We start from the raw sequence: 15,926 nt of genomic DNA on the forward strand, positions 1-15,926 counted from the left end.
GTGCGGACAAAGACCGTCAAGGAGACGCGATGACCGAAACCACCCCGGCTCTCGCGGAGCCGGTCGGTACCGGGCCCGACGGGTGGCCGAGCGCCACCGAGCTGGCCGAAGGCGTCGCGGCCGGCGAGATCGGCGCGCGGGAGGTGCTGGAGGGTTACCTGGCGCGCATCGACGCACTCGATCCCGCGCTGAACGCCTTCTGCCACCTCGACCACGAGCGGGCCCGCCAGGCCGCCGACGCGGCCGACGCGCGGGTGGCGGCCGGCGGGCCGCTGCCGCCGTTCCTGGGCGTCCCCATCGCGATCAAGGACCTGCATCCGGTACGCGGCTGGCCGCTGTGCAGCGCCTCCAACGCCGTCGAGCACCGCGTGATGGCCGCCGACGCGCCGGCGGTCAGGGCGTTGCGGGAGGCGGGTTTCGTGTTCGTCGGCGCGACGACCTCGCCCGAGTTCGGCACCGTGTCGGTCACCGAGTCGGCGCGTCACGGCGTCACCCGCAGCCCCTGGGATCTGAGGCGCAGCCCGGGCGGTTCCAGCGGCGGCGCGGCCGCGGCCGTGGCGGCCGGCCTGCTGCCCGTGGCACACGGATCCGACGGGGCGGGCTCCATCCGCGAGCCGGCCAGCTTCTGCGGGCTGGTCGGGCTCAAGCCGAGCCGCGGCCGCGTCCCCTCCGACGCGCACTACATGGAGGGCTTCGCGACCGAGGGGGTGCTCACCCGCACCGTACTGGACACCGCGGCGATCCTGGACGTCTTCGCGGCGGCCCCGCAGTCCACCTGGTACAGCGCTCCCCCGGCCGACGAGCCCTACCGGCGCCAGGCCACCCGTGACCCGCGGCGGCTGCGCGTCGGGCTCAACCTGCAGCCCGCCTTCCCCGCCGAGGTCCATCCCGCGGCCGTCGCCCTGGCCCGCCGGGCGGCCGACCTGCTGGCCGACCTCGGTCACGAGGTGGTCGAGCAGACCATTGCCGGGCTCGACCCCGACTGGTTCCAGCCCCGTTTCGAGATCCTTTACGCCACGGGGTCGGCCGACTGCGCGGTCGTGGACGAGTCCGCCGTCGAGCCGCTGAACCGCACCCTTCGCCGGGCCGCCCGCCAGACCGACTCGCTGACGTACGTGACGACCATGCTCGAACTGCAGTTGCGCTCGGCCGAGATGTACCGGGCGTGGGAGGCCGTCGACGTCGTCCTGACCCCGACCAATCCCGTCCTGGCGCCGAGCGATGGCGCTCTGTGGCAGGGGCAGGACGCCGACCCGTGGCTGCCGCTGCGGCGCGCGGAGGAGACCGCCTCGCTGACGGCCCTGTCGAACATGCTGGGCCTGCCCGCGATCTCCATCCCGCTGGTGGAGCAGCCGGACGCTCTGCCGCTCGGCGTCCAGCTCATCGGCGGCCGATGGCGCGACGGCACCGTCCTGGCCTTGGCCGGCCAGCTCGAACGCGCCCACCCGTGGCGGCACCGCAGACCCGGCGGCCTGCCCCGGTGAACGACACCCCCCGCATCCCTCAGGAGGAACACCTCATGGATCTGACCGGCCCGCCGATTTCGACGATCATCGACTTCCGCGTACGGGTGCCCAGCCCCGCCCGCCCCCCGCTGTCGGCCGGCGGCGAGGTCTACACCCAGTACGAGGCGGTCCTGGACATCGGCGACGGCTGGCACAAGGGTATGGACGATCTGCTGGCCGAGCTGGAGGAGGCCGGGGTCGGGCACGCCGTGCTGCACGCGGAGTACGAGCACGGCGACTACGCCGACGCGCTGAATGAGGAGGTGGCCGAGCAGGTACGGCTGCGGCCCGAGCGCTTCTCCGGCTTCGGGACGGTGACGCTGGAGCCGCTGTCGATCATGCGCGCCGTACGCCAGGTGGAGCGGGTGGCCGGGCTGGGACTTTCCGGGATCAACGTGCAGCCGTCGTTCTTCGGCCACGCGATCGACGACCGCCAGCTGTACCCGCTCTACGCCAAGGCCACCGAACTGGGGCTGGCGGTCGCCATCCACACCGGCGTCAACTACTCGCGCCGCCACCCCATCGAGGCCGAACGCCCCATCCGCCTGGACCAGGTCGCCTGCGACTTCCCCGAGGCGAGGCTCATCGCCTGCCACGGCGCGTGGCCCTGGGTGCCGGAGATCGTGGCCGTGGCGCGCCGTCACCCCAACGTGCTCGTCGACTTCGGCGGCCTGGCCCCCAAGTATCTCGGCGTGCCGGGATCGGGCTGGGAGACGATGCTGCGTTTCATGGACCGCCTCCTGCGCGGCCAGGTGCTGTTCGCCACCGACTGGCCGGTGTTCCCGCACCGGCGGGCGTTGCGGGAGTGGCACGGACTCGGCCTGCGAGCCGAGACCCTGGACGCGCTGCTGCACGACAACGCCAGGCGGCTGCTGTCGCCGGCCCAGGAGGCGGTGCCGGTATGAGCCTTCCGCGGCTGGCGCGCATCACCGACTACGTCGGCCATTGGGCCACCCACCATCCGGCCCGGGAGGCGCTGGTCGGTCAGAGCGGCCGATGGACCTACGAGCGGCTGCGCGCGGACGTCGACCGGTGCGCGGCCGCGCTGCTGGCCGCCGGCGTGCGCCGCGGCGACCGGGTGGCGCTGCTCGGCCACCCGCGGCCGGAATGCTTCGTGGTCTTCCTGGCCACGGCGAGCATCGGCGGCATCTGGGTGGGGCTGAACCCCAAGTACACCCTCGCCGAGCTGTCGCACGTGGTCGCCGACAGCGAGCCGGCGCTGCTGTTCGGCATGCTCGACGACGCCACCCAGCCCGAGACGCTGAACGCGCTGCGCTGCCTCGCGCCGATGCGCGTGGTGACCAGCGGCCGCGCGCTGGACGGGCTGTCACTCTCCTACGAGGACTTCCTCGACGCCGCGCAACCGGGAGAGCATCTGGCCGGCGCCCGCGAGCAGGTCCGGCCGCTGGACCCGGCGGCGATGATCTACACCTCGGGCAGCACCGGCAGGCCCAAGGGCGCGCTCGTCCCGCACCGGGGGCTGGCCCACTGCGGCGTGGTGCAGGCCGGACGGTGGTACGGCCAGGCGCCCCGCAAGCTGTGCGACCTGCCGCTCAACCACATCGGCGGGCTCGGCGACATCAGCACCTCCGTCCTGACCGCCGGCGGCACGGTCGTGTACATGCCGCGCTTCGATCCGGCCGGCGCCCTGCGCATGGTGGAGCGCGAGCGCCTGACGCACCTGTACTGCATCCCGACGCAGCTGCTGGCCATGGTGGGGACGCCGGAGTGGTCGAACTGCGACCTCGGCTCGCTGGAGTACATCCTGTGGGGCGGGGCCGCCGCGCCTCACAGCCTGCTGCGGACGCTGGCCAAGACGGGCGCGCACCTGGCCACCAGCTACAGCCTCACCGAGTCGACCGGTTCGGTGACCTACACCGACCCGGGCGACCCGCTGGAGGTGCTGGCCTGGAGCGTGGGCCGGGTGGATCCGCACTACGAGGTCACCCTGCGCCCTCCCGACGGCGCGGCGGGCGCCGCTGGGGAGTTGCTCATCCGGGGCGACTTCATCACCCGCGGCTACTGGCGCTCCCCGGAGGCGACGAGGGCGGCGATCGACGATGAGGGCTGGCTGCACACCGGCGACCTGGCCGTACAGGAACCGGGCGGCCACATCCGGCTGGTCGGCCGGCTCAAGGAGATGTTCAAGTCGGGCGGCTACAACGTCTACCCCCGCGAGATCGAGGCCGCGATCGAGGAGCATCCGGCCGTCGCGCTCGCCGCCGTGGTCGGGGTGCCCGACGAGCGCTGGGGCGAGGTCGGGCACGCCTTCGTCGTGGCGGCCGGGCCGGTGACGGCGGGTGAGCTGCGAGAGTACGCGCGGGCGCGGCTGGCCAACTACAAGGTGCCGAAGGCGTTCCGGCTGGAGGCCGAGCTGCCGAAGCTGCCCATCGGCAAGATCGACAAAGTGGAGCTGCGCCGGCGCGCCGGTTTGGAGAGCAAGACATGACTGTTCTGCGTAACTTCATCGACGGCGAGTTCACCGATCCGCTCGCCGCCGGCTCGATGCCCGTGCTGGATCCGGCGACGGGCGAGACGATCGCGCAGGCCCCCCGGTCCGGGCCCGAGGACGTCGACCGGGCGGTGGCGGCGGCCAAGGCGGCCTTTCCCGGCTGGGCCGAGACCACCCCGGGACAACGCGCGCTCGCGCTGCTCAAGCTGGCGGACGCGATCGAGGAGCACGCCGCGGAATTGGCCGAGCTGGAGTCCGCCAACGCCGGCAAACCCCTGCACGTGGTCGCCGGCGATGAGATCGGCGCCATGGCCGACAACCTGCGCTTCTTCGCCGGCGCCGCCCGCTGCCTGGAGGGCAAGGCGGCCGGCGAGTACGTGGCCGGCTACACCTCGGTGATCCGCCGCGAGCCCGTGGGCGTGGTCGGCCAGATCACGCCGTGGAACTACCCGATGATGATGGCCGTGTGGAAGATCGGCCCCGCCCTGGCCGCGGGCTGCACGAGTGTGCTCAAGCCCGCGCCCACGACCCCGCTGACCACCCTCAAGCTCGCCGAACTGGCCGCCGGCATCTTCCCGCCCGGTGTCCTCAACGTCGTGGCCGGCGGCAACGAGCCCGGCGCGGCGCTGGTCGAACACCCGGACGTCGACCTCGTCTCGCTGACCGGGTCGGTCGAGACCGGCAGGTGGGTGGCCGAGCACGCGGCCCGCACCCTCAAGCGCACCCATCTCGAACTCGGCGGCAAGGCACCGGTCGTGGTGTTCGACGACGCCGACCTGGAGGCGGCACTGGAGATCATCTCCGGCGCCGGCTTCTACAACGCGGGGCAGGACTGCACGGCGGCCACCCGGGTGCTGGCCGCCCCCCGCCTGTACGACGACCTCGTCGCCGGCCTGGCCGAGAAGGCGAAGGAACGGGTGATGGGCGACATGAGCGCGCCGCAGACGACCCTCGGCCCGGTCAACAGCCTGCGCCAGCGTGAGCGGGTGACCGGCTTCCTGGAGCGGCGGCCCGGCCACGCGGAGGTCGTCACCGGGGGCCGGGCGGCCGAGCGGCCTGGGTTCTTCTTCGAGCCGACGGTCGTGGCCGGGCTGCGGCAGGACGACGAGCTGATCCAGCGGGAGATCTTCGGCCCGGTCATCACCGTGCAGCGCTTCGGCGCGGAGGACGAGGCGATCAGGCTGGCCAACGGCACGCCGTACGGCCTGGCCGCCTCGGTCTGGACGCGCGACATCGGGCGGGCCCTGCGGGTGTCGAAGGCGCTGCGCTTCGGCTGCGTGTGGATCAACGACCACGTACCGCTCGCCTCGGAGATGCCGCACGGCGGCTTCAAGCAGTCAGGTCACGGCAAGGACCTGTCGGCGTACTCGCTGGAGGACTACACCCTGGTCAAGCACGTGATGGCCAGCCTGCGCTGAGCGCCGGCCCTTCGACCTCAGAAGTGCCGTGCCTCCCCCCGATAATCTATCGATCGTTCGAAATGGTGAGTGTCCATGATGCGAAGGAAAGCGGTGGGATGCGTCCTGCTGGTGATGGCCCTGCTGGCCGCGGGCTGCGGTAACGAACCCGCTGGAAAAGGCGCCTCTCGCGACGCCGGGACGCCCAAACGCGGCGGGAGCCTCACGATCCTGCGCGCCGCCGACATCGACGGCTGGGATCCCGACAAGGCCATCCAGCTGGCCACGTTCCAGACCCTGCCGCAGGTGATGGAGGGCCTGGTCCGCTACGCACCCGACGGCAAGTCGATCGAACCCGGCCTGGCCGAAAGCTGGAAGCTCGACGCCAAGGCCAAGACCATCACCTTCACCCTGCGCCCCGGCCTGACCTTCAGCGACGGCCGGCCGCTGACCTCGCAGGACGCCGCGTTCTCCGTCGAGCTGTGGCGCAAGGGACTGTCCCTCGGCACCCTGTACGCGGCCATCACCGGCACCGCCACCCCCGACGCGCGCACCCTGGTCATCAAGATGAGCAAGGCCAGCACCTTCACCCTCACCTGGCTCAGCAACGGCTCCTCGGTCATCGTGCCGAAGGACTTCGGCGGCATGAACCGCAAGGACTTCTTCACCAATCCGATCGGCGCCGGCCCCTTCGTCGTGACCTCCTACCGGCCGGGCCAGCAGCTCGTCCTCCAACGCAACCCGCGCTACCACGACCCCGCCCGCCCGTACCTGGACCGCCTCACCTACGACGTGGTCGCCGACCCCAACCAGCAGATGCTGCGCTACCAGAGCCGCCAGGCCGACGCCATCGAGGCGGTGCCGCTCGACCTGGCCGCGCAGATCCCCCGCGAGGAGCAGGTCGTCGTCCACCCCTCGGCGACGATCCACGGCATCTTCGTCAACGCCGCCCGGCAACCGGGCAACGACCTGCATTTCCGGCGCGCGGTCAGCCTGGCGATCGACCGCGCCCGCTACATCCAGGCGGTCTTCGGCGGCCTGGCCACACCGGCCACCGGCGCTCTGCCGCCGCGCGTCCAGGGCTCGGTCGGCTGCGGCTGCACCTACGAGACCGGCCTCGAAGGGGCCAAGCGGGAGCTGGCCCAATCCTCCTACCGGCCGGGAACGAAGGTGGAGCTGGTCGTCGACGCCACCACGCCCTTCTCCACCCGCGCCGGCGAGACCGCCGCCGCGCTCCTGCGCGCCGCCGGCATCGAGGTCGACCTGCAGAAACTCGAGGTGCAGGTGCTCGTCGACCGGCAGGCCAAGGGCGCCTACGACCTGTCGCTGGGCGAGGTCGGCAGCGTCTCACCGACCGTCGGCGACATCTTCGGCCTCATCGTGGCCACGGGCGGGCTGTACTCCGGCCTGCCGATGAAGACCATCTCCGACGCCTTCGCCCGCCTGGAGGTCGCGCGGACCGACCAGGAACGCGCCGAGGCGGTGCGCGTGGCCGAGACCTGGATCCATGACAACCTGCCCTACATCCCGACCGCCTTCCCCGACCGTCTCTTCGCCGTCTCCCCCAAGGTGAAGGGACTCAAGGTCACGCCCTTCCTGTCCTATCCGGCCGACCTGCTCTGGGCGGCGTGAGCATGCCGGCCGGACGGTTGCGCTTCGTGACGGGCAGGCTGGCGCAGGTGCTGCCGGTGCTCCTCGCGCTGCTGCTCATCGTCGTCCTGCTCCAGCAGCTGATGCCCGGCGATCCGGCGCGCGTCATCGCCGGGCCCCGGGCCGGCGCGGAACAGGTGGAGCGGGTACGCCACGACCTCGGACTCGACCAGTCGATATTCGGCCAGTTCTGGACCTACCTGACACACCTGTCGGCAGGGGACCTGGGCCGGTCCAACCGTACCGGGATCCCCGTCTCCACCATCGTGGGTGAGCGGGCCGCCGTGACGGTGTGGCTGCTGGCCGGCGGCCTCGTCGTGAGCACGCTGCTGGCGGCGCCCGCCGCGCTGGTGATGGCGCTGCGCCCGCGCTCGGCGGCGGCACGGCTGTGCGCGCGCTCGCTCACCGTCATCCTCAACTGCCCGCCGTTCTGGGTCGGGCTCATGCTGGCCTCAGTGCTGGCGCTGCGGACCGGCTGGCTGCCGGTCGGCGGCTTCGGCGAGGAGGGCGGCGAGCGGCTGCGTTCGATGGTCCTGCCTTGCCTGACGATCGGACTGGCGGCGATGCCGCTGCTGGCCCGCAGCGGCGCCGCGAGCCTGCGCCAGGTGCTGGCCGCCGACCACGTCACCACCGCCCGGTCGCTGGGCCTGTCCGGATGGCCGCTGGTACGACGCCACCTGCTGCGCAACGCCCTGCCACCGGCCGTCACCCTGCTGGCCGTCCAGGCCGCCGCGCTGCTGTTCGGCGCGGTCATCGTCGAGCAGACGTTCGGCCTGCCGGGGCTGGGGGCGGAGATGGTCAACGCGGCGAGCCAGCGTGACTTCCCCGTCGTCCAGGCCCTCACGCTGATCTTCGGCACGGCCATCATCGGGATCAACCTGCTCGCCGACCTGGCGGTGGCCCTGCTCGATCCGAGGACGACATGGCGATGACCACTCCCCCGCCGCTCCTGGACAGCGCGGTACCCGTGGCCTCGCGGATGGCCCGCGCGTTCGGCTGGACGCGGTCGGCGGCCGTCGCCCTGACGGCACTCGCGATCCTGGCCGCCCTCCTGGCACCGGTACTGGCTCCGGCCGACCCGGCCCAGCTGACGCTCGACCAGCTCCGGCCGCCGAGCGCCGCCCATCCGCTCGGCACCGACGCGCTCGGCCGGGACGTGCTGTCGCGTCTGCTGTTCGCCCTGCGCACCGACCTGCTGCTGATGGTGTTCGCGGCGGGCCTGCCGATGCTCCTCGGCACGCTGATCGGCGCGATGGCCGGCTACCGCGGCGGCCTCCTGGACGCCGCGCTGCGCTGGGCGGCCGACATCTTCCAGGCGCTGCCGGTGTACGTGCTGCTGATCGCCTTCGTGTTCGTGCTGGGGCCGGGAACCTCCTCGCTGCTGGTGGCCTTCAGCGTGCTGGGCTGGGTCGTGTACGCGCGGCTCATCCGCACCGAGGTCCGCCGCGTACGCGAACGCGACTACGTCTCGGCCGGCTACCTGCTCGGCCTCTCGCACACCGCGGTGCTGTTTCGGCACGTGCTGCCGAACGCGCTGCGCCAGTCGCTGGTCTACCTGGCCACCGACATGGGGATGGCGCTGCAGGGCATCGCGGTCCTGTCGTTCTTCGGGCTCGGCGTCAAAGCGGGCACACCCGAGCTCGGCGCCATGGTCGCGGAGGCTCAGGTGTTCCTGCGCAGCCACTGGTGGCTGGCGGCGTTCCCGGGCCTGACGATCGTGGTCATCGGATCGAGCATCGCGGCCCTCGGCGACCGGCTGGGCGATCCAGGGGAGGCCGGATGACCTCGTACCCGCTGCTCGAAGTCGACGGGCTGCGTGTCGCCCCCCATGGGGGCGGCACCCTGCTCGACGGTGTCTCCTTCGCGGTAGCGGCCGGGCAGTGCCTCGGCATCGTCGGCGAGTCGGGGTGCGGCAAGTCGCTCACCCTGCGCGCCACGATGGGACTGCTGCCCGCGGGCGTCGAGCGCACGGGAGGAGAGATCCGCCTGAGCCACCAGGCTGATACCGCACCCACCGCCGTTACCACCGGCCAGGCGGCGGGGCGCGGATTGGCGATGGTCTTCCAGGACTCGCACGCCTCGCTCGATCCCACCATGCGCGTCGGAGCCTTCGTCGCCGACATCGTCCGCCGCCGCACCGGCGCCCCACGTGCCGCCGCCAGAAAGCGGGCCGTGCGACTGCTGGCCGCGGTCGGCGTACCCGACCCCGGACTGCGCTCGCACGCCTACCCGCACGAGCTCAGCGGCGGCATGCGCCAGCGCGTCGCGATCGCGCTGGCCCTCGCCACAGACCCCCGGGTGCTGCTGTGCGACGAACCGACCACGGCGCTGGACGTCACGCTGCAGGCCGAGATCCTGCGGCTGCTCGACGCGGCACGCGCCGAGCGGGGGCTCGGCATGGTCTTCGTCAGCCATGACATCGCGGTGATCCGGCAGATCGCGGACGTGGTCGCGGTCATGTACGCCGGGCAGATCATCGAGGCCGGACCCGTGGCCGACGTACTCGACCGACCCCGCCACCCCTACACCCGAGCCCTGATCGAGGCCGTCCCCACGCTTGAGGGGCCCATCGGCCGCTTCCGCCCGATCGCGGGCGCGCCGCCCGCCCCGGCCGGCTACACCTCGTCATGCCGCTTCCGGGATCGCTGCGCCCACCAGGTCGCGGCCTGCTCGGGCGTCATCCCCGGCATCGACGCGCTCACCATCGAACACCGCTCGTCCTGCATCCGCTCCTCCTTCCTCCACCCGCCTCGCCTCCACTCCTCCAGCGACCACTCCTCCAGCGACCACTCGTCCTGCGTCCACGAGCCGGGGGCCACATGAGCGCGTTGATCCGAGTCCACAGCCTGGTCGTGGAGCACCCGGTGCGCACCGGATTCCTGCGGCGGCGCCACCTGCGCGCGGTCGACGGGGTGGACCTGGAGCTGCGGCGGGGCGAGATCCTGGGGCTGGTGGGCGAGAGCGGGTGCGGCAAGTCCACCCTCGCCCGCGCGATCGTCGGCCTGACCCCGCCGACGGCTGGAGGCGTGCTGCTGGACGGCGTGCCCGTACCCGGCCGACGCCCGCCGGGCATGCGCCGCCGGATACAGATGATCTACCAGGATCCGGGCTCCTCGCTCGACCCGCGCCGCACCGTCGCGCAGACGCTCGCCGAACCGCTGCGCCACACCGTCCCCGCCGCGAAGATCGCACACCGGGCACGCGAACTGCTGGAGATGGTCGGGCTGGGCGAGCGGCAGGCACACGCGCTCCCGCGCGAGCTGTCCGGCGGTCAGCGCCAGCGCGTCGCGATCGCGCGTGCCCTGGCCGTCGAGCCGGAAGTGCTGGTCGCCGACGAGGCCGTGGCCGCGCTCGACGCCTCGGTGGCCGGCTCCGTGCTCAACCTGCTGAGCGACCTGCGCGAGCGGCTCGGCCTGTCCGTGCTGTTCATCTCGCACGACCTGGCGACCGTACGGGGGTTGTGCGATCGCGTCGCCGTCATGTACCTGGGATCCATCGTGGAGGAAGGGCCCGTCGCCCGGGTCTTCGCCCGGCCGGGGCATCCGTACACCCGCGTGCTGCTCGACGCGGTCCCCTCCCGCGACCGGCACCGCTCCGGCGCCATGGCTCCGGCGCTCGGAAAGCCCGGAGGGGTTGGGGAGCTCGGAGGGCCCGGACAGCTCGGGGGCGAGCCGCCTAGCCCGCTGCACGTCCCGCCCGGCTGCCGGTTCCACCCGCGTTGCCCGCAGGCGACGGCGGTGTGCGGCACGTCGGAGCCGTCCGAGGAGCGGCGGGACGGGCAGCGGGTCTGGTGCCACTTCGCCTGGCGCCACGAGTACTGAGCGGATCACCGATCCCAGGAGCGACGCTAGGGTCTCTGAGCGGATCGCCGGACCCAGAACAGACCCGTAGCGGCGCTCCATCGGGAGTGACGCTACGCGTTCTGGGCGCTGCGCCGATCCCAGGACGGGCCGTAATGCCGCTCCATGTTGTCCCGCATGAACCGGACCACTTCGGCCGGGGCCTTGCCCACCGAGCCCGCGTCGTGCGGGGGCTGGGGGTCGTACTCGATCCCCAGCTGCACGGCCTGGGCGTAGGCCGGCCCCGCCAGCCGGTCACAGAGCAGCAGCGCCATGTCGATGCCGGAGGACACGCCCGCGGCCGTCATGATCTTCCCGTCCTCCACGACCCGCCGCGACACCGGTTCGGCGCCGAAGCAGCGCAGGCTCTCCAGCTCGTACCAGTGGGAGGTGGCCTGACGTCCCTGGAGCAGGCCCGCGGCCCCGAGCAGCAGCGAGCCGGTGCACACCGACGTCGTCCAGGTGCTCCTCTCGTACGCCCGGCGCAGCCAGGTCAGGATCGTCTCGTCGGCCAGCAGCCCCTGAGTGGTGCTGCCACCGGCGACCACGACGATGTCCGGCCGCTCCATGCTCTCCAGCGGGTCGGCCACCAGCCCGAAGCCCGGCTGATCGGCGGCGCACATCCCCGGCGTGCCCGACACGAAGCGCACCCGCGGATCGGGCAGGCGCCGCAGCACCTCGAACGGCCCGGTGGCGTCGAGGGAGGTGAAACCTTCGTAGATGAGGATGGCGACGTCCACGTTCTTGCCTGCTCTCGTCACTTCCGGCACGATTGATTTTATCGACCGATCGATTAAACTCGCTCCATGGTAAGCGTTGCGAACGACAGAGACCAGCGCGTTCGCGCGGACATCGCCGTCCTCGGCGGCGGCACGGCCGGCGCGCTCGTCGCCGGGCGCCTGATCGAGAACACCTCCCTGTCCGTGGTGGTCGTGGAGGCCGGGCCCGACTACGGGGCCTACGACGCCGGACGATGGCCGCGCGAACTGCTCGACAGCTCCACGCTGCCGCGAACGCACGACTGGGGATACCGCGGCCCCGGCGCCGCCCCCGGACACGACCTGCCACTCGACCGAGCCCGCGTCATAGGCGGCTGCTCCTCTCACAACGGCTGCTCCCAGACCGTCGGCCACGCCGCCGACTACCGGACATGGGGACCGTCCTGGACGGACGCGTCGGTCACCGAGTTGATGCGTCAGGCGGCCGCCAGACTGCGCGTCCGCCGGGACGCAGACGACGACCTCACCCCGTTCCAGGCGGCGGCGATGGAGGCCATGATCCTTTGTGGCGTACCGCGCACGGATGACCTGGACGACCTGTACGGCGGCGTCGGCTGCGGGCCTTCACCGGTCAACAACCCTGACGGCATCCGCTGGAACAGCGCCTTCGCCTACCTGGACCCCGTACGCGACCACCTGGGGCCGGGGCGGAGCGATCGGCGGCTGCGCGTGGTGGACCACGCGCTGGTCGACCGCCTCGAACTCCACGGCTCGCTGGTCCGCCGCGCACACGTGCTGCGCGGGCAGGAGCGGCTCACCGTGGAGGCGGACCGCTTCATCCTGTGCGGCGGCGCCTACGGCAGCCCCGAGGTACTGCTGCGCAGCGGCATCGGACCGGCCGGCGAGCTGACGGCGATCGGCGTCGCCCCCCGCCTCGACCTGCCCGGCGTCGGCCGCAACCTGCACGACCACCCCACCCTGGAGCTGCGGTTCGCCGCGAGCGAGGAGCTGGTGCGACGGCTCGCCGATTACGAGCGCGGGCGGCCGGTCCCGGACGAGCAGGTCATCGGAAAGGCCCTGTCTGCCGGCGGCCGCGCACCCTACGACCTGCATCTGCTCCCGTGGACCGGCAAGGAGCCCGGGGGCTGGACCTGCGTACTGCCCGCCGCGTGTCTCACGCCGCGATCCCGGGGCACGCTGCGGCTGACCTCACCCGACCCCGCGGCCAGACCCCTCATCGACCACGCGTACCTGACGGACCCCGGCGGCAGCGACCTTGAGGTACTGCGGCACGGCATCGACCTGTGCCGACGCATGGCCACCTCACCGGCGCTGGCCCCCCTCTTGGGGCAGCCTCGCGACGAGTTCACCGCGGCCTGGCTGGAGGAGTTCGCCGAGAAGCCGCGCGAGGGACTCGCCAGGCATCGACGCGAGAGGCTCACCATGGATCCGCGCGACGGACACACCGCGAATCCGTCGCGCGACGAGCCCTCAGGCCCGTCCCGCGGCAAGCTCACGGGCCCGCGAGAGGCCGCGATGCGCGCCGCCACCGCTCACTACTGGCACCCGGTGGGTACCTGCGCGATCGGCACGGACCCGGCCGCGGGAGCCGTCGTCGACGCCACCGGGCGGCTGTACGGCAGCGACAACCTCTGGGTCATCGACGCCTCGATCATCCCGGTGATCCCCCGGGCCACGACCAACCTCCCGGTCGTCGCCCTCGCCGAACACCTCCTCCGCATCCTGCTCTGAGACTCCCCAGCGGCGCTCCCGAGCCGATCCAGGCGACGCCTCGGCCGACAGGGCTGAGCGGGCAGGCGGCACGCACCAGCCTGGCCAAGCTGAGCCGACGGGTGCGCGCCCCGCTTGGCCGAGCCGATCCAGCCCGCGGACGGGAGAGTCCCGGTCGGCCCGCGAACCGGGGGGTTTTGGACGGTCCGGCTGTTTTTGGACGGTCCGGCTCAGGAGGGCTCGCCCTTGGCCAGGGCACGCGCCGTGAACCGCTCGGCGTCGATGATCACCCGCTCGTGCGTACCCTCCCCGATGACATCCACCCCGTCACCGGCCGCCACCTCGAACCGCAGCCGCCGCCCCTCCACCGACACCAGCCGCACCCGGCAGGTCACCGTCATCCCCGCCGGCGTGGGCGCCTGGTGGGTGATGTCGACGCGCGTGCCGACCGTCTGCTCGCGCGGCCAGTCCAGGTACGGCAGGACGGCCCGCACACACGTCCACTCCAGCAGCCCCACCAGGAACCCCGTGGCGAACACCGGCGGCATCACCCCGAACTCCGCCGACTCCGGATACAGCCCCGCCACGACCTTGCTCTGCGGCACCAGGAACGCGAACTCGTGCTCCAGCCCCGCGACCAGCCCTTCAGCCATGTACTCCACCGATCATCCGGGCGGCCGCGGCCTTGGCCCGCAGCATCGCCGACCGATCCCCATCCACCACGACCCGGGCATTGGCCCCGTCGATGAGCAGCAAAAACGCATAACCCAGCCCGTCAGGGTCGGCCAGCCCGGCCTGCTCGGCCAGCTCGGTCAACCGCTGCCGCAGCCACCCCTTGTAGGCGGAGATCACCTTGCGCGCCGGATGGTCCGGATCGGGCAGCTCCACCGCGGCGTTGGTGAACGGGCACCCGCGAAACCCCTCGCTCCCATGGCCCCGCGCCAGCCAGTCGAACACCGCCAGCAGCCGCTCCTCCGCCGACCCGCCGCTGTCGAGCAGGAACTCGGTCAGCTCCGCCTGGCGTACGGCCCGGCGCCACTCCAGCACGGCGGCCACCAGGTTCTCCTTCGACCCGAACTGGGCGTACAGGGTCGGCTTGGACACCCCGGCCCGCTCCACCAGCGCGTCGACGCCGGTGGCCCGGATCCCCTCGGCATAGAAGACCTCGGTCGCCACCTCCAGCAACCGCCGCCCGCCGGGACTGTACTTCTCCACCACGCCATACTTACAGGTCTGTAAACCCCGCACAACCGCCCGCCGGGAGGAAAGGTGGCGGCCAGGAGCGGCAGATTCGGTGCGGGACCCGCTACAGCCTGCGGCGGGCTGGTGATACTCGCGCCCGGCATCACCAAGCCGCTCAAGTAACGGACGCCGCCTAGCCGCACCTGTACCCGCGGTCGTCCCAGCAAGAGTCAGCCGCGGCCACGCTGACCGGCAAGCCCTCTCGCCGGCCTTCTGGAGAAGTGTCCGTGATCTCGTCGAAGGCGATCCCGATGAGCCGCTTGCCTACCTGGTGGACGAGCTGAGACTCACTACAGCCTGGAGCGCATGCCTGCGAGGCGGGCGACCACCCCGCCTCGACGAACGCCTTCCACAGCTCATCACGTCGGAGCTCCGGGCTCACCAGAACCGAAAGGGCGGCACCGTTGCTGGCGGAGTCGCATCCGTTCCATTCGTCAACACTCACACGCTTGCCCGATGGCAGAACGGCCCCGATCGCCGTCAGATACAGAGCGTTCTCCCGGTTCGCCCGGTCTACGCATACCTGGCCGCCACCGTACATGCCCTCATAACCGGGACTACAGCCGATCAGGCCGCAGACCAAGACCATCAAGGCGCTCGCCGCGCCGAGCCTCCTGGGTGGCCGAATCGAGCGACGTAATCCCATGGGGCAAAGTAGATCATCTGTCGAGGAAGCCGGCAAAGCGCTGCGCCCCGTGGGAGCCGTGGTGAAGGCCGCGCCAACTCGCCGGCGACCCGGTGGGCGGGATCGGGGGATGGGCAGGCAACCACCACGACGTCAGTCGCCGAGGCAGGGCAGGGTCGGCGCACGCTTGGTGCTAGGTGTTGATCTCCAGGACCCAGACCGAGACGTGGTCGGGGCCGCGGGTGTAGACCAGGCGAAAGGTGTCGGTGCGGATCTCGAACGCGTCGGGGATGCCGCGGTAGGGCACGGCCCCGAGGGGTTCGGGTTCATCGATCAGGTCGAGCAAGGCGTCTGCGATGGCGGCGCGCAGGCCGGGCGCCGCCTGGCGCAGGATGTCGCGTGCCGCGAGGTCGATGTGGAGGAGTCGTTTCAAGAGCGCTCGCCGGGGGTCGGTAGGCCAAGGTCGGCGTACAGAGCTTCCTTGCTGTCGTAGGTCATCATCATCTCGCGTTCGCCGCGGGCGTGGGCGGTGATCGCCTCGGCCACGTGGCCAGCCTCCAGCTCTCGGCGGGCGCGCAGCAGTTCCTCGTAGTCGGCTTCGGAGATGAGGACAGCGCGCTCTGTCGTGGACCGGCGGATAGTGGTGGGCTGGTGGCCGTGAACGGCTCGCGCCACCAGCGTGCCGAGTTGGCTACGGGCCTCGGCGATGCCCAGTGGGTCGGTGGCCATGTCGATCCTCTCTACAGCGCCTCGGGCGTAAGGCGCG

General features: G+C 72.0%; 15 protein-coding genes. 10 read left to right on the top strand and 5 right to left on the bottom strand.

What is annotated here, in order from left to right; translation table 11 throughout:
- Positions 1–29: 29 nt before the first annotated feature.
- The 9 genes from ACQP2T_RS32710 to ACQP2T_RS32750 all read left to right on the top strand — a co-directional run bounded on the left by ACQP2T_RS32710 (position 30) and on the right by ACQP2T_RS32750 (position 10,825).
- A complete protein-coding gene (locus ACQP2T_RS32710) occupies positions 30–1,484 on the top strand; it encodes an amidase (RefSeq protein WP_433508755.1) in 1,455 nt (484 codons plus the stop codon).
- Positions 1,481–2,410, top strand: a complete 930-nt coding sequence (locus ACQP2T_RS32715) for an amidohydrolase family protein (RefSeq protein ID WP_433508756.1) — start codon at positions 1,481–1,483, stop codon at positions 2,408–2,410. The genes ACQP2T_RS32710 and ACQP2T_RS32715 overlap by 4 nt, the downstream gene beginning before the upstream one ends.
- The gene (locus ACQP2T_RS32720) at positions 2,407–3,954 is read left to right on the top strand and encodes a class I adenylate-forming enzyme family protein (RefSeq protein ID WP_433508757.1); all 1,548 of its coding nucleotides are present in this window, start codon (positions 2,407–2,409) and stop codon (positions 3,952–3,954) included. Before ACQP2T_RS32715 ends, ACQP2T_RS32720 begins: the two co-directional genes overlap by 4 nt.
- Entirely contained in the window at positions 3,951–5,375 is a 1,425-nt protein-coding gene (locus ACQP2T_RS32725) for a gamma-aminobutyraldehyde dehydrogenase (protein WP_433508758.1), read from the top strand. The genes ACQP2T_RS32720 and ACQP2T_RS32725 overlap by 4 nt, the downstream gene beginning before the upstream one ends.
- A gap of 75 nt (positions 5,376–5,450) precedes the next feature.
- Positions 5,451–6,986, top strand: coding sequence for an ABC transporter substrate-binding protein (locus ACQP2T_RS32730; RefSeq protein ID WP_433508759.1), 1,536 nt, complete (start codon positions 5,451–5,453; stop codon positions 6,984–6,986).
- A 2-nt stretch (positions 6,987–6,988) separates the two neighbouring features.
- Entirely contained in the window at positions 6,989–7,936 is a 948-nt protein-coding gene (locus ACQP2T_RS32735) for an ABC transporter permease (protein WP_433519859.1), read from the top strand.
- Positions 7,933–8,787 (top strand): ABC transporter permease, encoded by an 855-nt coding sequence (locus ACQP2T_RS32740; RefSeq protein ID WP_433508760.1) that lies wholly within the window; start codon positions 7,933–7,935, stop codon positions 8,785–8,787. The genes ACQP2T_RS32735 and ACQP2T_RS32740 overlap by 4 nt, the downstream gene beginning before the upstream one ends.
- Positions 8,784–9,827, top strand: a complete 1,044-nt coding sequence (locus ACQP2T_RS32745) for an ABC transporter ATP-binding protein (protein WP_433508761.1) — start codon at positions 8,784–8,786, stop codon at positions 9,825–9,827. The genes ACQP2T_RS32740 and ACQP2T_RS32745 overlap by 4 nt, the downstream gene beginning before the upstream one ends.
- Entirely contained in the window at positions 9,824–10,825 is a 1,002-nt protein-coding gene (locus ACQP2T_RS32750; protein ID WP_433508762.1) for an oligopeptide/dipeptide ABC transporter ATP-binding protein, read from the top strand. The genes ACQP2T_RS32745 and ACQP2T_RS32750 overlap by 4 nt, the downstream gene beginning before the upstream one ends.
- A 92-nt stretch (positions 10,826–10,917) precedes the next feature.
- On the opposite strand, the gene ACQP2T_RS32755 is transcribed toward ACQP2T_RS32750, so the two are convergent.
- Positions 10,918–11,604, bottom strand: coding sequence for a DJ-1/PfpI family protein (locus ACQP2T_RS32755; protein WP_433508763.1), 687 nt, complete (start codon positions 11,602–11,604; stop codon positions 10,918–10,920).
- A gap of 45 nt (positions 11,605–11,649) precedes the next feature.
- On the opposite strand from ACQP2T_RS32755, the gene ACQP2T_RS32760 reads away from it, so the two are divergent.
- Positions 11,650–13,314: a GMC family oxidoreductase gene (locus ACQP2T_RS32760; RefSeq protein WP_433508764.1), complete on the top strand. Its 1,665-nt coding sequence runs from the start codon at positions 11,650–11,652 to the stop codon at positions 13,312–13,314.
- Between the two features lie 209 nt (positions 13,315–13,523).
- Here ACQP2T_RS32760 and ACQP2T_RS32765 read toward each other — a convergent pair whose 3' ends face one another.
- The 4 genes from ACQP2T_RS32765 to ACQP2T_RS32780 all read right to left on the bottom strand — a co-directional run bounded on the left by ACQP2T_RS32765 (position 13,524) and on the right by ACQP2T_RS32780 (position 15,889).
- Positions 13,524–13,946, bottom strand: a complete 423-nt coding sequence (locus ACQP2T_RS32765) for a thioesterase family protein (RefSeq protein ID WP_433508765.1) — start codon at positions 13,944–13,946, stop codon at positions 13,524–13,526.
- On the bottom strand, positions 13,939–14,508 hold the full coding sequence (locus ACQP2T_RS32770) for a TetR/AcrR family transcriptional regulator (RefSeq protein WP_393480014.1): 570 nt from the start codon (positions 14,506–14,508) through the stop codon (positions 13,939–13,941). The genes ACQP2T_RS32765 and ACQP2T_RS32770 overlap by 8 nt, the downstream gene beginning before the upstream one ends.
- Positions 14,509–15,353: 845 nt before the next feature.
- A complete protein-coding gene (locus tag ACQP2T_RS32775; RefSeq protein ID WP_433508766.1) occupies positions 15,354–15,593 on the bottom strand; it encodes a hypothetical protein in 240 nt (79 codons plus the stop codon).
- On the bottom strand, positions 15,590–15,889 hold the full coding sequence (locus tag ACQP2T_RS32780; RefSeq protein ID WP_433508767.1) for a type II toxin-antitoxin system Phd/YefM family antitoxin: 300 nt from the start codon (positions 15,887–15,889) through the stop codon (positions 15,590–15,592). The genes ACQP2T_RS32775 and ACQP2T_RS32780 overlap by 4 nt, the downstream gene beginning before the upstream one ends.
- Positions 15,890–15,926: the final 37 nt, after the last annotated feature.

The organism is Nonomuraea sp. CA-143628 (assembly GCF_050942315.1).
Classification (GTDB): domain Bacteria; phylum Actinomycetota; class Actinomycetes; order Streptosporangiales; family Streptosporangiaceae; genus Nonomuraea.